We start from the raw sequence: 14574 nt of genomic DNA on the forward strand, positions 1-14574 counted from the left end.
TGTCGGTGCGGACCCGCACAATGGACCCGGCACAGCACGAAGGCGACGGAAGGGCGGGCTGACCCATGACCGTGTGGGACGACCTGGTCGGGCAGGAGCGGGTGAGCGAGCAGCTCGCCGCCGCCGCCCGGGACGCCGACGCGTTCGTCACCGCGGCGGCGAGCGACGTGCCCCCGCCCGAGGCGTCCCGCATGACGCACGCGTGGCTGTTCACGGGCCCGCCCGGCGCGGGCCGCAACCAGGCGGCGCGCGCCTTCGCCGCCGCCCTCCAGTGCGTCAGCCCCGACCGGGCCCTCGGCGGCGCCCCCGGCTGCGGCTTCTGCGACGGCTGCCACACCGCGCTCGTCGGCACCCACGCCGACGTCTCCACGGTGGCCGCCGTCGGCTCGCAGATCCTCGTCGAGGCCATGCGCGACACCGTCCGCAAGTCCTTCACCGCGCCGGCGAACGGCCGCTGGCAGGTGATCCTCGTCGAGGACGCCGAGCGGCTCAACGAGAAGTCCGCCAACGCCGTGCTCAAAGCCGTCGAGGAGCCGGCCCCGCGGACGGTGTGGCTGCTGTGCGCCCCGTCCGTCGAGGACGTCCTGCCGACGATCCGCTCCCGCTGCCGCCACCTCGTCCTGAGCACCCCGTCGGTGGAGGCCGTCGCCGACATGCTCGTCCGCCGCGAGGGCATCGAGCCGGACGTGGCCGCCGCCGTCGCCCGCGCCACCCAGGGCCACGTCGACCGGGCGCGCCGCCTCGCCACCGACCCGGCAGCGCGCGCCCGCCGCGCCGCCGTGCTGAAGCTGCCGCTGCGCGTCGAGGACGTCGGCGGCGCGCTGAGGGCCGCTCAGGAGCTGGTCGACGCGGCCGCCGAAGACGCCAAGCAGCTCGCCGAGGAGAGGGACGGCAAGGAGACCGAGGACCTGAAGGCGGCGCTGGGCGCGGCCCAGGGCGGCCGCCTCCCGCGCGGCACGGCGGGTGCGGTCAAGGACCTGGAGGAGATGCAGAAGCGGCGCAGGACGCGCACCCAGCGCGACAGCCTCGACGTCGCCCTGGCCGACCTCACCAGCTTCTACCGCGACGTCCTCGCCCTGCAGCTCGGCTCCCGCATCGCCCTCGCCAACACCGACGCCGAGGACGCGCTGGAGCGTCTGGCCCGCAGCAGCACCCCCGAGTCCACGCTGCGCCGCATCGAGGCGATCGCGGCCTGCGGCGAGGCGCTGGACCGCAACGTGGCGCCGCTGCTGGCGGTGGAGGCGATGACGATGGCGCTCAGGGCGGGCTGAGCGGGGCTCGCCGGCGAGGCGGCCGTAACTCGTCCGGGGCACGGCGTGTGCGCAGAGCGTCCGTCCGGTAGCCCAGCGTTACGCTCGCGGTATGCACACACGGCGCACCCCACGCAGGACCCGTACCGCAGCAGCCCTGTTCACCACGGCCGCGCTGTTGCTGGCGGGCTGCTCCTCCGGGACCTCGACCAGCAGGGCCGGTTCGCCGGTGGCGGAAGCGGCCGCCGCCCTCGCCCCGCTGCCCGGCTCGACCCCCGCGGCCCTCGGTGAGTACTACGAACAGAAGCCGGCGTGGCGCGACTGCGGCGTCCCCGGGTTCCGGTGCGCCACGGTCAAGGCCCCGCTCGACTACGCCGAACCGTCCGCCGGGGACGTCCGCCTCGCCGTCGCCCGCAAGAAGGCCACCGGCCCCGGCAAGCGGCTGGGCTCCCTGCTGGTCAACCCCGGCGGCCCGGGCGGCTCCGCGGTCGCCTACCTCCAGATGTACGCGGGCATCGGCTACCCGGCCGAGGTGCGCGCCCGCTACGACATGGTGGCCGTCGACCCGCGCGGCGTCGCCCGCAGCGAGCCCGTCGAGTGCCTGGACGGGCGCGCGATGGACGCGTACACCCGCACGGACACCACGCCGGACGACAAGAAGGAGACCGAGGCGCTGGTCTCCGCGTACCGCGCGTTCGCCGAGGGGTGCGGGGCGAAGGCGCCGAAGCTGCTGCGCCATGTGTCGACCGTCGAGGCGGCCCGGGACATGGACATCGTGCGCGCGGTGCTCGGCGACGAGAAGCTGAGTTACGTCGGCGCCTCGTACGGCACGCTGCTGGGCGCGACGTACGCGGGGCTGTTCCCGGAGCGGACGGGCCGGCTGGTGCTGGACGGGGCGATGGACCCGTCGCTGGGCGCGCGCCGGCTCAATCTGGAGCAGACGGAGGGCTTCGACACGGCGTTCACGGCGTTCGCGAAGGACTGCGTGCGGCGGAGCGACTGCCCGCTGGGCGGCAAGGGCACGACCCCGGAGAAGATCGGCGAGAACCTGAAGGCGTTCTTCGGGAAGCTCGACGCCCGCCCGCTGCCCGCCGGCGACGCCGAGGGCCGCGAGCTGACCGAGTCGCTGGCGACGATGGGCGTGATCGCCGCGATGTACGACGAGGCGGCCTGGCAGCGGCTGCGCGAGGCGCTGACGTCCGCGATGAAGGAGGGCGACGGCGCGGGGCTGCTCGTCCTCTCCGACAGCTACTACGAGCGGGACGCGGGCGGCGCGTACAGCAATCTGATGTCCGCCAACGCGGCCGTCAACTGCCTCGACCTGCCGCCCGCCTTCGAGACCCCGGAGCAGGTGCGGGAGGCGCTCCCCGACTTCGAGAAGGCGTCCCCGGTGTTCGGCGAGGGCCTCGCCTGGGCCGCCCTGAACTGCGCGTACTGGCCGGTGCGGGCCACCGGCGAGGCGCAGCGCATCGAGGCGGCGGGCGCGGCGCCGATCGTGGTCGTCGGCACCACCCGGGACCCGGCGACCCCGTACCGCTGGGCGAAGGGCCTGGCCGGCCAGCTCTCCTCGGCCCGCCTCCTCACCTACGACGGCGACGGCCACACCGCGTACGGCCGCGGCAGCTCCTGCATCGACTCGGCGATCAACACGTACCTGATCGACGGCACCCCTCCGGCGGACGGAAAACGCTGCTCGTAGCCGGTACGGCCACCCCCGGAGGCGACGGCCCCGCCCCGCCTCCGGGGGCGGTACGAAGCACCCTCGGAAACTGTGTAGACTTACCGACGTCGCTGATCGCACCATAGGTGCACACGGCACGCCGCCTTAGCTCAGATGGCCAGAGCAACGCACTCGTAATGCGTAGGTCTCGGGTTCGAATCCCGAAGGCGGCTCCACTGAAGCCCAGGTCTCGTAGCGTGCGACCTGGGCTTTTCGTATGAAGCCGGGCTGACGCCGGCGCCGTGCGCGTTGTCCGGGACCGGTGTGCTCACGCGGTGTTCGGGACCAGTTCCCCCGCGGGCTCGCCGATGCCCGCGTCGCGGGCCATCACCACCGCCGTCGCCCGGTCGTGCACCTCGAGTTTGGCGAAGATGCGTGAGACGTAGTTGCGGACGGTCTTCTCGGCCAGGAAGAGCCGGCGGGCGATCTGCCGGTTGCCCATGCCGCCGGCGAGGAGTTCCAGTATCTCCAGCTCGCGGCTGGTGAGACCCGGGAACCCGGCGCTGTCGTGCAGGCCCCGCATGGCGGAGAAGTAACGGCTCATGCGGGCCGCGACGCTGGGGCAGAAGGCGGCTCCGCCCTGGGCGACGACCTTGAGGGAACGGAGCAGTTCGTCGGCCGAACCGAGGCGTGAGAGGTAGCCGTTGACGCCGGCGCGGAGGGCCGAGACGATCATCTCGTCGTCGTCGTTCTGCGCCACCACGATCGTGTGCGGCCGGGACGCCTCGTCGGGGAAGGCGGAGGCGATGTGCCGGACGCGTGCGCGGACGGTTCTTCTGGAGGACGGCTCGCTCAGGACGACGACGTCGGGGTGGAGGGCGGTGCCGGCCAGCGCCGACAGACATCGGAGGTCGTCGGAGTCGTCCGTGGCGCGTCCGACGAGAGCGCACTCCTCATCCTGGTCGACAATCGCTTCCAGCCCGGCGAGGGACACCGGGTTGTCGCTGACCACGAACAGGTTGACGGTCATCTCGTACATCCCCCAGAAATGCGTCGGCGTGGTGCGGACGGCGGCGGATGGTCCCCGGGGGCACACCCGACGAAGGGCCGGTCCGTATGCGGCCGACTGCGGGCATGACGTACTCGGTTGTGGTTGTTCCGTGCCCCCGTGGTCCATGGCCTGTCTGCGCAGGCATGGTGGTGTGCCGGAGCGTGCAGGGCGCTCCTGTTGCCGAGTATGTGGACGCGCTTGAGGGGAACGCAAGTTCGTCTCCGAAGTGAACAAAGCTATTCCGTCTGAGGGGTGAGTATCGGCCGGAGCCCGCCGAACGCCGCTTTTCCGGCGTCGCTGGTGGTGGGGGCGGCTCCGGGCGCGCGGCCCGTGGGACGGCACTCCCGTGACGGCCGTGGTGCGCGGCGGACGACCCTGACCGAAACGGTCACCACGCGGCGCGACACACGGACCTTCGGCGCACCGCCCGTTGGACGGGCCGCGGAGCGACCGCCTACGTTCGAGGGCATGGGTGAGGGGTCCCGGAGACGTGCGATCGTGCTGGACGGGGCGGCGGCCTGCGCCTTCACGCTCCTGCCGCAGGTGTCGCTGCTGCGGCCGGTTGTCGACGGAGGGACGGGCGGCGGCACACTGTGGCTGCTGTCCCTGTGCGCCGGACTCCCGCTCGCCGTACGGCGGTTGTGGCCGGTCCCGGTCTTCGTCCTCGTCCTGGCCGCGGCGTGCGGGGCGCTGGCCGCCGGTCTCGGCCCCGCCCCGTTCCTGGCCGCCTCCTACGCCGTCTACACGGTGGCCACCACACGGCGGCGCGACCCCGGGGTGTCGGCCGTCGCCGTCGCCGGGCTGTGCGCCGCGGTCGCCGCCCTGCTCACGCTGTCGGGCGGGCAGTCCTACCAGGGCGGCAGCACCGCCGTGCAGGCCGTGTTCGGCCTCCTCGTGCTCGGCGCGACCTGGGCGGCGGGCTCGGCGGTCAGGGAGCGCGGACTCAGTACCCGGCGCGCCATCGAGCACGCCGCCGAGCAGGCCAAGACCGAGGAACGCCTGCGCATCGCCCGCGACATCCACGACGTCGTCACCCACAGCGTGGGACTCATCGCCGTCAAGGCCTCCATCGCCAACCACGTCGTGGCCACCCGCCCGGAGGAGGCGAAGGAGGCCCTGGCGGTCATCGAGGACGTCAGCCGCCGGGCGCTGCGCGACATGCGCGCGACCCTGACCGTGCTCCGCGGCCAGGACCGGAGCGAGGCCGGGGACCTGCGGCCCGCCCGCGGCCTGGCGGACCTGCCCGCGCTGCTCGGGACCGCCGAGGCGGCAGGCGTCCGGGCCGAACTGCGCACCCGGTACGACCAGGAGCCGCCGGAGGGCGTCGCGCTGGCGGCGTTCCGCATCGTCCAGGAGGCGCTCACCAACGTGGTCAAGCACGCCGCGCCGACCGGCTGCCGGGTGGACGTCACGGCGCGGGACGGCGTGCTGACCGTGGACGTGACCGACGACGGCCCCGGCCCCGGACGCCGGGCCACGCTGCCCGGCGGCGGGATGGGGCTGGTCGGCATGAAGGAGCGGACCGCCGCGCACGGCGGCACCCTCAGCGCGGGCCCCCGGCCCGGCGGCGGCTTCCGGGTGACGGCCACCCTGCCGTTCTAGGGCCTGAGGGCAGCCGCCCTGCCGTTCCAGGGCCTGACAGCCCCGGCTCATCCTCGGGTATGAGGGACGCCCGCGCGGCGCCGCGTCCCGTTCCCGACCGCGGACCGATGCGGCCCCGGGGTGCGCCCCGCGAGACTCGACCCGTGATGCTTGCCGAGAGACTGACCAAGCGGTACGGGCACAACACCGTCGTCGACGACCTCTCCTTCACGGTGCGGCCGGGGGGCGTCACCGGCTTCCTCGGGCCCAACGGCGCCGGGAAGTCCACGACGATGCGGATGATGCTCGGCCTGACCCGCCCCGACAGCGGCGTGGCCACCGTCGGCGGACGCGCCTACCACGACCTGACGTACCCCCTCCGGCACGTCGGCGCGCTCCTGGAGACGTCGGCCCCGCACCGGGGCATGACCGCCGTCGGCCACCTGTCGTGGCTGGCGCGCAGCAACCGGATCCCCCGCCGGCGGGTGGACGAGGTGCTCGACGCGGTCGGTCTCACGGTAGCCGCCCGCAAACGGGTCGGCACATTCTCCCTGGGCATGGGACAGCGGCTCGGCCTGGCGGCCGCCCTGCTCGGCGACCCCCCGGTCCTGGTGCTCGACGAGCCGGTCAACGGGCTCGACGCCGAGGGCATCCGGTGGCTGCGCGAGCTGCTGCGCGCGCAGGCCGCCGAGGGCCGCACCGTCCTCGTCTCCAGCCACCTGATGGCCGAGATGGCGCAGGTCGCCGACGAACTGATCGTGATCAGCCGGGGCCGGCTGCTCGCCGAGACCAGCGTGCGGGAGTTCATCGGACGCCACGGCCGGACGTTCGTGCGGGTCCGGACCCCCGAACCGCTGCGTGCGGCACAGGAGTTCCAGGCGAAGGGTGCCACAGCGGTGCGGCGGGCCGCGGACGGCGGCCTGGAGGTGGACGGCCTGCCCGCGGGCGAGGTGAACCGGATCGCCGCGGCGGCGGGCGTCCCGGTCGAGGAACTGAGCACCCACACGGGCTCGCTGGAGGAGACCTTCCTCAAGCTCGTCGACGACGGAGGAGATCCCACGCATGTCTGAGACCCTCGCGGCCGTGCGGGCGGAGTTCACCAAACTGCGGGCGGTGCGCGCCACGTGCGCCGCGCTGCTGCTCTTCGTCCTCGTCAGCGTGTTCGTCGCCGCGCTCGGCGGCTGGTCCGCCAAGGGCGCGATCGAGTCCGGCAACCCCGGGCTGCGCTCCGACTTCACGCCCGAGCAGGCCGGTCTGGACGGCATCCTCTACGGCCAGCTCGCCCTGATCGTGTTCGGGGTGCTGACGATGTCCGGCGAGTACACCTCGGGCATGATGCGGGTCTCGCTGCTCGCGGTGCCCCGGCGCGGCCGGTTCTACCTGGCCAAGGCGGCCGTCACCGCCGCCGCGGCCCTGGCCGTCGCCCTGCCGGTCACGGTCGTGTCGTACCTGGTCACGCAACTCGCCCTGGGCTCCCACGGGTCGGCGCTCGACGCCGACGGCGTCCCGCGTGCCCTGGCCGGCGCGGTCGCGTACCTGACCCTCATGAGCCTGCTCGCCGTCGGGGTGGCGGCCGCCGCCCGCAGTGCCGTCCTCCCGCTGGCCGTGCTGCTGCCGCTGGTGCTGGTCGGCTCCCAGGTCCTGTCCGTCATCGGGGCGACGAAGGAGGTGGCGCGCTGGTTCCCCGACCGGGCCGGGGCCCAGATGCTCACCGTCGACTCCGGCGACGCCCTCACCGGCCTGGTCGTGCTGCTCGCGTGGACCGCGGCCGCCCTGACCGCCGGCTACCTCCGGCACCGCTCGTGGGACGGGTGACGGGACGCACCTGGGTCCTGTGCCCCATGCCCGTGGGACATGACCGCTCGTAGGTTCCCGGACAGGTCACGGCGCCGAAAAGGTCGGCCCGGGCCGTTCGACCCACGGGAGGAACCATGACCGCGATCTACGAGCCGCCCGCCCTGCAGGAGATCGGCGACTTCGACGAGCTCACCAAGTGCCTCGGCATCGGGAGCTGCAACGACTTCGCCGGCTGCGGTTACGCCATCGTCTGCTTCTGGTGACCGCACCGGTGCCGGTGTGCCCCCGCGGCACACCGGCACCGCCCGGGGGGAGTGAGGCGACATGGAATTCACAGTGCTTCCGGACTGTCCCGCCGGTGCCGCGCTGGCGGACCGGGTGGGGGCGGCGAAGCGGATCGACCACGCGTCGGGACGGCCCTGGATCGTGGGGGACTGGGCCGAGGACGAGGCGACGGTGACCGAGGCCGGCACCCGCCGCATGGCGGTGTTCGGACACACCCGGCCCCACGACACGGGAACGGCGTCCGCGCTCGGCCGGATGCGCTCGCTGCACGACGTCGACCGGGTCGCGTCCCGGCTGCCCGGGGTCTTCCACCTCGCGGCCTCCCTGGACGGCGCGGTCCGCCTCCAGGGCTCCGTGGCCGGGGTACGGCAGGTCTTCACCGCCCGGGTCGGCGGGGTGACGGTCGCCGCGAGCGCCGTGGACCCGTTGCTGCGCCTCACCGGGGCGGGCCTCGACGAGACCCTGCTGGCCGCCCGGCTGCTGGCGCCCGGCGGTGCCCCCTGGCCGCTCTCGCTGCGCCCGGTACGCCGCGGCGTGGACGCGCTGCCCACCGGCCACTGGCTGGAACTCGGCACCGACGGCCGGGCCCGCAGCGTCCGGTGGTGGGAACTGCCCGAGGCGGCCCTTTCGCTGGAGGAGGGGGCCGGGGCCGTCCGCTCCGCCCTCACCGACGCCCTCGCGACCCGCGTGGACCCGCACGGCACGATCAGCGCGGACCTCTCCGGCGGGCTCGACTCCACCACCCTGTGCTTCCTCGCCGACGCGGCCGGCGCCGACCTGGTCACCTATCACGTCATGCCGCTGGACGAGGCCAACGAGGACTCCGCGTGGGCCCGCAAGGCCGCCGCGCATCTTCCGCACGCCCGCCACCACATGCTCGCCGCGGACCGCGCCGCCAACCTGTTCGACATCGGGTACACCGCCGACACCGTCAACGCGGCTCCCGAGGGCCCCTCGACATGGGCCTCCGGCCTCGCACACATCCGGGACCTCGCCGGGCGGGCCACCGCCGAGGGCGCGGCCCTGCACCTGTCCGGGTTCGGCGGGGACGAACTCTTCGGCCGGATGCCCGCCTGTGCCTGGTCCCTCGCCCGGATCCGCCCGGCCGACGGCCTGCGGCTGGTGAACCGCTACCGGCTGGCCAACCGCTGGCCCTGGCGGAGCACCCTGCGGCAGCTCGCGGACCGTTCGTCGTTCGCCCGGAACCTGACCGAGGTCGCCGGGCGGATCACCGACCCGCCCCCGCCGGTCAACGAGCCGGACTTCGGCTGGGTGTTCGCGCCGCGCATGCCCGCCTGGGCCACCCCGGACGCGGTGGCTGCCGTGCGGGACCTGCTGACCACGGCGGCCGAACGGACCCCGGAACCGCTGGACGCCGACCGGGCCCGGCACCAGGCGCTGTCCTCCCTCGTGTTCGAGGGGAACACCGTCCGGCAGGTCAACACCGCCGTGGCCGGCACCGGCCTGGTCTGGGAGGCACCGTTCCTCGACGACCGGGTCCTCGAGGCGGCCCTCGCCACCCGGATCGACGAGCGCCTGGCCGCCGGACGGTTCAAGCCGCTGCTGACCACCGCCGTGCGGGGCGTGGTGCCCGACGACTTCCTCGCCCGCCGCGACAAAGGCGAGTTCAGCGCCGAGACGTTCCGGGGCATCGAACGCAACCGGGACCGGATCTTGGACCTCTGCGAGGACTCGCTCCTGGCCCGGCTCGGCCTCGTCGACCCGGACGCCTTCCGGTCCGCGGTGCTCAACCCCGGGCCGATGTCCCATCACCTCCAGCCGATCCAGACCACGGTGGCGTGCGAGAGCTGGCTGCGGGCGCACCCCCAGGACACCGGAGAGAGCCGATGAAACTGAGTCTTGCCCGCGACGTCACCCTGACGCCCGTCGATTCCGGGGCGGTCCTGCTCGACGGCCGCCGCGGCCGCTACTACCAGCTGAACGCCTCCGGCTCCGCGATCCTGCGCAAGCTGCTCGACGGCGACACCCCCGCCACGGCCGCCGCGAGCCTGTCGGAGTCCGCCCCGGTCAGCGAGGAGCGGGTGCACCAGGACGTGCTGGCCCTCGTCCGCGCGCTGAGCGAGGCCGACCTCGTGGAGGTGGCGCAGTGACCACGCCCGCCGTCGCGGAACAGGCCACACGCCTCCCGCTGCACCGGCAGATCGCCCCGAGGTGCGCGGCCGGCGCCGCCCGCCTGCTGGTCCGGCTGCCCCCGGCCCGGCTGCACCGGGTGCTGCGCGTCCTGAGCAAGGGCTCCCGGCCCGCCGGGTACGCCGAGGTGGCACGGGCCCGGCGGTCCGTCGTCTCGGTCAGCACCCGCTGCGCGGGCCTCGGCTGCCTCCAGCGGTCCGTCGCCACCGTGCTGCTGTGCCGCGTCCGGGGCCGGTGGGCCGACTGGTGCACCGGCTTCCGGGTGCAGCCCTTCGCCGCGCACGCCTGGGTCGAGGCCGACGGCCGCCCGGTCGACGAGCCGGGGGAGGTCGGGGTGTTCCGCACCGTGCTGGCCGTGCGCCGTCCCGGGAGCGGCTCATGACGGCGATCCGGGCCGAGGGCCTCTACGCGTACTACGACACCACGCCGGCCGTGAACGGCCTCCACCTGACCGTCCCCGAGGGCGCCACCTTCGGGTTCCTGGGACCGAACGGCGCCGGCAAGACCACCACCATCAGCATGCTCACCACGCTGCTCAGGCCCACGGCGGGCCGCGCGGAGGTGGCCGGCTTCGACGTCACCACGCACGCCGCCGAGGTACGCCGCCGGATCGGCATCGTCTTCCAGGAGTCGACGCTCGACCTGGAGCTCACGGCCGCGGAGAACCTCCGCTTCCAGGCCGACCTGTGCGGTCTGGGCCGTGCCGGGGCGCGCGCCGCGGTCGCCGCGATGCTCGACATGATGGAGCTGACGGGACGCGACAGGACCCCCGTCCGGCACTTCTCCACCGGCCTGCGCAGACGCCTGGAGATCGCCCGCGGCCTGCTCGGCTCCCCCCGCGTGCTCTTCCTCGACGAGCCGACCACCGGCCTCGACACGCAGACCCGCGCGGCCGTCTGGCACCACCTGGACCGGCTCCGCGAGGAACAGGGCATCACGGTCTTCTTCACCACGCACCAGCTGGAGGAGGCCGAACACTGCGACCGCATCGCGATCTTCGACCGCGGCAAGCTGGTCACGGAGGGCTCCCCCGCGGAGCTGAAGTCCGTCATCGGGGCCGACGTCGTCGACCTGCGCACCGAGGACGACGGGCTGGCCGTCGACCTGCTGTCCGACCGTTTCGGACTGACGGCCGAGACCACCCCCGGCGGGCTGCGGCTGAGGGTGCAGAACGGCGCCTCCATGGTGCCCCGCCTGTGCACCGGACTGGGCCTGACCGTGCGGTCGGTGACCGTCACCCCGCCCACGCTCGACGACGTCTACCTGCACCACACCGGGACCGCGATCAGGGACAGCGGGTCCGACGCCCGCGCGCTCGACAGCCTCGGGGAGGGACTGCGATGACCCGGACCGACATCCCGCCGGACGTCACCGGCACGAAACCGGCGGCGCACCCGTCCGAGGGGCGGACGTGGCACACCGTGCGGCCCTACGCGCTGCTGTGGCGGCGCGAGATGACACGGCTGCGGCACAACCCCCTGCGCCTCGTCATGGGCCTGGTCACGCCGCTGCTGTTCCTGGTCGTGCTGGGCACGGGCCTGGAGGCGGCGTCGTCCACCCTCGGCAAGGCCCAGCTGAACGACTACCGGGCCTACCTGTTCCCGGGCGCCCTGGTGATGTCCGTGCAGGCCCCGGCCATCGCCGTGGGCATCTCGCTCGTCTGGGACCGCCGGCTCGGCATGCTGCGCCAGATGCTCGTCTCCCCGTTCCCGCGGTCGAGCATCGTCCTCGGCCTCGCGCTCGGCGGAGCCACCACGGGTGCCGTCTACGGCCTCGCCCTGCTCGCGGTCGGAGGCATCGCGGGCGTCCGGTACACGCCGATGCTGCTGGTCGTCCTCGTCGAACTGCTGCTGATCTCCCTGCTGTTCACCTCGTTCGGACTGCTCGCCGCGGTCACCATCCGGCAGGTCGACACGTTCCAGATCGTGGTGAACCTCAGCCTCATGCCGCTGATGTTCTTCTCCGGCGCGATGTTCCCGCCCAACGGACTGCCGGGCTGGCTCGACACCGTCGTCAAACTGAACCCGCTGACCTACGGCGTCGACGCCGTGCGCCGGACGCTGCCCGGCCCCGACGTCCTCACCTCGGAGCAGACCCGGCTGATGCTCGGCGACTGGAACCCGCCCGTGTACGCGGAGCTGGGGGTGCTGGCCGCCCTCACCGCCGCCGTACTGGGCCTGGCCACCCACCGGTTCTCCCGGTCGCGGTGAAGGGGGGCCGGCCGTGACGATCGTGCGGGCATGGGCGGGCACCGCGGCCCGGATCGTCCTCGCGGCGGTCCTGGGCTACGCGGGCCTGGTGAAGGTACGGGACCTCACGGAGGCCGGCCGTACGGTCGCCCTCTACCAGCTCGTCCCCGAGGACAGCGCCCGACTCGTCGGCGCCGCGGTGGCGTTCGTCGAGCTGGCGCTCGCCCTGCTGCTCCTCGCCGGGCTCGCCACCCGCGCCGTGGCGGCCGTCACCGCCCTGCTGATGGTCACGTACATCGCGGCCATCGCCTCGGTGTGGGCGCGCGGCCTGTCCATCGACTGCGGCTGCTTCAGCAGCGGCGGCACCCTCACCGGCGGGGCGGAACGGGGCTACGTCATCGACATCGCGCGCGACCTCGCCTTCCTCGGCGCCGCCGCTTTCCTGATCACCCGTCCGCGAACCCGCTACGCCCTGGACCGCTGGGTCCTGGAGACGAAGGAGCGATAGACATGCAGTCGTCGACGGACGCCCAGGTCCGGGAGATGGTGCACCAGCGCCGCCGGCGCCGCCGCACCCTGCTGGTGTCGCTCGCGGCGGTGGTCACGGTGCTCGGCGCCGCGCTCATCGGCGCCGGCCTCGTCCGGGCCACCGACACCGAACCCGGCGAGGCACCCGAGGAGGTCCCCGCCGGGGTGGCCGCCGACCGGGCCGGGCTCGTCACGTCCGAGGGCCCGGTCCGCGTGGACCTCTACCTCGACTACCTCTGCCCCGAGTGCCGCATCACCGAGAAGGCCCTCGCCCCCGAACTGGAGAAGATGCGGGAACGCGGCGAGGTGCGCGTCGTCCATCACCCGGTCGCCTTCCTCGACGACCGGAGCGCCCCCGCCGGCTACTCCACCCGGGCCGCGTCCGCCGCCGCCTGCGCCGCGGACCAGGACACGTTCGAGCCCTACACGGCGGCGCTCTTCGACGAGCAGCCGCCGGAGCAGGGCCCCGGCCTCGACACCGACCGCCTGGTCGCGCTCGGCCGGGACGTCGGCATCACCGGCGCGTCCTTCGAGCGGTGCGTCCGCGACGGCACGTACCGGCCCTGGGTGACGTACGTGTCCGACGTGGCCGCCTCCCGCGGGGTGGCCCTCACCCCGACCGTGAAGGTGGACGGCAAGCGCGTGGAGGTCTCCGGACCCGACCGGGCGGAAGCGTTCGTCCGGGCGGTGGAGGAGAGCCTTTCATGAGCCGCCTGACCGTGGCGCTGACGGGGGACTGCATGGTGACGCGGGGCGCGCCGCTCACCTCCGGCGCCGACGCCGGCCGGCTGGGCGAGGTCCTGCACGCCGCCGACTTCGCCTTCACCAACCTGGAGGTCGCGCCCGCCACCGGACGCGGCCATCCCGCGCCCGACGCGGCCAGCGGCGGATGCCTGATCGCGGACCCCGCCGTCCTCGACGACGTGACGGCGATGGGTCTGACGGTGCTGGGCTGCGCCAACAACCACGCCCTCGACCTGGGCCCGGAGGGCGTCCTCGGCACCGTGGACCTGCTGCGCGCCAAGGGGGTGCCGTTCGCGGGGATCGGCGCCGACCTGACCGCGGCCCGGCGCCCGGTCTACGTGGACCGGCCGGCCGGCAGTCTGGCGCTGATCGCGTGCAGCGCCACCTTCCGGGACGGGCAGGAGGCGGCCGCCGCGTCCCCGGACCTGCCGGGCCGGCCGGGACTCAGCCCGCTGCGGCACGGCGTGACCCTCCGGGTGACGTCCGCGCAGATGGAGGTGTTGCGGGAGATCGACGGCGCGACCGGGCTGCGGTCCCGGCGGGCCGAGGCGCGCACCCTGCTCGGGTTCGACCCCGCCATGCCCGGACCCGGCCGGCTCGCGCTGTTCGGCACCCGCTTCGAGACCGCGGACACCCCGGGCCTGACCACCGCCTGCGACCCGCGGGACGTCCACGACATCGCCCGCTGGGTGGCCGAGGCGCGCCGCCGCGCGGACCTGGTCCTGGTCAGTGTCCACTCCCACGAACCCGGCCCGACGCCCGAGACGCCCGCCGAGTTCCTGCGGGACTTCGCCCGCGCGGTGATCGACGCGGGCGCCGACGCCGTGGTCGGACACGGCCCGCACATCCTGCGCGGTGTGGAACTGCACCGGGGCAGGCCCATCTTCCACAGCCTGGGCAACATCGTCAGCCAGATCGAACTGGCCGACCACGTCCCCGCCGAGGACTACGCGCGGGCCGGGACGGACGAGGCTCTCACGCCCGGCCGGTACTTCGAGCGGATCACCGCCCACGGCCGGCGGATGTTCGTCCCGCACCGCCGGTACTGGCAGTCGCTCGTGCCGGTGCTCACCTTCGACGACGGGGTCTTCACCGGCGCCCGGCTGCACCCGGTCGACCTGGGCTTCGGGCAGCCGGTGCACCGGCGGGGCCGGCCCCGGGCGGCCGGTCCGGTCGAGGCCAAGGAGATCCTCACCGACTTCGCGCGGCTCGCGGAGCCCTACGGCGTCACCGTCACCGTCGGGGACGCCGGGACGGGGGAACTGGTGGCCGCGGAATCCGGCGGCGGCCGCCGCCCCGGCCGGTAGGGTGACCGGGGACACACGCTGACGGGGTGTC

15 protein-coding genes and 1 tRNA gene are annotated in these 14574 nt (G+C 74.2%); 15 read left to right on the top strand and 1 reads right to left on the bottom strand.

Going from position 1 to position 14574, the window contains the following annotated elements; translation table 11 throughout:
- The first annotated feature begins 65 nt into the window (after positions 1 to 65).
- The 3 genes from ACP7TJ_RS17680 to ACP7TJ_RS17690 all read left to right on the top strand — a co-directional run bounded on the left by ACP7TJ_RS17680 (position 66) and on the right by ACP7TJ_RS17690 (position 3146).
- On the top strand, positions 66 to 1271 hold the full coding sequence (locus ACP7TJ_RS17680; RefSeq protein ID WP_167741161.1) for a DNA polymerase III subunit delta': 1206 nt from the start codon (positions 66 to 68) through the stop codon (positions 1269 to 1271).
- A gap of 91 nt (positions 1272 to 1362) precedes the next feature.
- Complete coding sequence (locus ACP7TJ_RS17685) at positions 1363 to 2949, top strand: alpha/beta hydrolase (RefSeq protein WP_380864605.1); 1587 nt, start codon at positions 1363 to 1365, stop codon at positions 2947 to 2949.
- Between the two features lie 120 nt (positions 2950 to 3069).
- Positions 3070 to 3146 (top strand) — tRNA-Thr (locus tag ACP7TJ_RS17690).
- Between the two features lie 92 nt (positions 3147 to 3238).
- On the opposite strand, the gene ACP7TJ_RS17695 is transcribed toward ACP7TJ_RS17690, so the two are convergent.
- On the bottom strand, positions 3239 to 3940 hold the full coding sequence (locus tag ACP7TJ_RS17695) for a response regulator transcription factor (protein ID WP_167741159.1): 702 nt from the start codon (positions 3938 to 3940) through the stop codon (positions 3239 to 3241).
- A 489-nt stretch (positions 3941 to 4429) separates the two neighbouring features.
- Here ACP7TJ_RS17695 and ACP7TJ_RS17700 point away from each other — a divergent pair, with 489 nt between their 5' ends.
- The 12 genes from ACP7TJ_RS17700 (at position 4430) to mslH (ending at position 14543) form a co-directional block, all read left to right on the top strand.
- On the top strand, positions 4430 to 5563 hold the full coding sequence (locus ACP7TJ_RS17700) for a sensor histidine kinase (RefSeq protein ID WP_093764550.1): 1134 nt from the start codon (positions 4430 to 4432) through the stop codon (positions 5561 to 5563).
- Between the two features lie 146 nt (positions 5564 to 5709).
- The gene (locus tag ACP7TJ_RS17705) at positions 5710 to 6612 is read left to right on the top strand and encodes an ABC transporter ATP-binding protein (RefSeq protein ID WP_427763802.1); all 903 of its coding nucleotides are present in this window, start codon (positions 5710 to 5712) and stop codon (positions 6610 to 6612) included.
- Positions 6605 to 7357 carry an ABC transporter permease gene (locus ACP7TJ_RS17710; RefSeq protein WP_367491775.1) on the top strand — a complete coding sequence of 251 codons (753 nt, stop codon included), beginning with the start codon at positions 6605 to 6607 and terminating at the stop codon, positions 7355 to 7357. The genes ACP7TJ_RS17705 and ACP7TJ_RS17710 overlap by 8 nt, the downstream gene beginning before the upstream one ends.
- A gap of 116 nt (positions 7358 to 7473) precedes the next feature.
- Positions 7474 to 7602, top strand: coding sequence for an aborycin family tricyclic lasso peptide (locus ACP7TJ_RS17715; protein WP_107308646.1), 129 nt, complete (start codon positions 7474 to 7476; stop codon positions 7600 to 7602).
- A 61-nt stretch (positions 7603 to 7663) separates the two neighbouring features.
- On the top strand, positions 7664 to 9475 hold the full coding sequence (locus tag ACP7TJ_RS17720; protein WP_427763806.1) for a lasso peptide isopeptide bond-forming cyclase: 1812 nt from the start codon (positions 7664 to 7666) through the stop codon (positions 9473 to 9475).
- A complete protein-coding gene (locus tag ACP7TJ_RS17725) occupies positions 9472 to 9735 on the top strand; it encodes a lasso peptide biosynthesis PqqD family chaperone (protein ID WP_093764554.1) in 264 nt (87 codons plus the stop codon). Before ACP7TJ_RS17720 ends, ACP7TJ_RS17725 begins: the two co-directional genes overlap by 4 nt.
- Complete coding sequence (locus tag ACP7TJ_RS17730) at positions 9732 to 10157, top strand: lasso peptide biosynthesis B2 protein (RefSeq protein ID WP_093764555.1); 426 nt, start codon at positions 9732 to 9734, stop codon at positions 10155 to 10157. The genes ACP7TJ_RS17725 and ACP7TJ_RS17730 overlap by 4 nt, the downstream gene beginning before the upstream one ends.
- On the top strand, positions 10154 to 11119 hold the full coding sequence (locus ACP7TJ_RS17735; protein WP_093764556.1) for an ATP-binding cassette domain-containing protein: 966 nt from the start codon (positions 10154 to 10156) through the stop codon (positions 11117 to 11119). Before ACP7TJ_RS17730 ends, ACP7TJ_RS17735 begins: the two co-directional genes overlap by 4 nt.
- Entirely contained in the window at positions 11116 to 11985 is an 870-nt protein-coding gene (locus tag ACP7TJ_RS17740) for an ABC transporter permease (RefSeq protein WP_167741153.1), read from the top strand. Before ACP7TJ_RS17735 ends, ACP7TJ_RS17740 begins: the two co-directional genes overlap by 4 nt.
- Before the next feature lie 13 nt (positions 11986 to 11998).
- Positions 11999 to 12472: a MauE/DoxX family redox-associated membrane protein gene (locus tag ACP7TJ_RS17745; protein ID WP_093764558.1), complete on the top strand. Its 474-nt coding sequence runs from the start codon at positions 11999 to 12001 to the stop codon at positions 12470 to 12472.
- A gap of 2 nt (positions 12473 to 12474) precedes the next feature.
- Positions 12475 to 13200: a DsbA family protein gene (locus ACP7TJ_RS17750; RefSeq protein WP_167741152.1), complete on the top strand. Its 726-nt coding sequence runs from the start codon at positions 12475 to 12477 to the stop codon at positions 13198 to 13200.
- Positions 13197 to 14543, top strand: coding sequence for a lasso peptide C-terminal Trp epimerase (gene mslH / locus ACP7TJ_RS17755; RefSeq protein WP_167741151.1), 1347 nt, complete (start codon positions 13197 to 13199; stop codon positions 14541 to 14543). Before ACP7TJ_RS17750 ends, mslH begins: the two co-directional genes overlap by 4 nt.
- Positions 14544 to 14574: the final 31 nt, after the last annotated feature.

Origin of the sequence: Streptomyces sp. DSM 41931 (assembly GCF_050271085.1) — a bacterium.
Lineage (GTDB): Bacteria > Actinomycetota > Actinomycetes > Streptomycetales > Streptomycetaceae > Streptomyces > Streptomyces albogriseolus.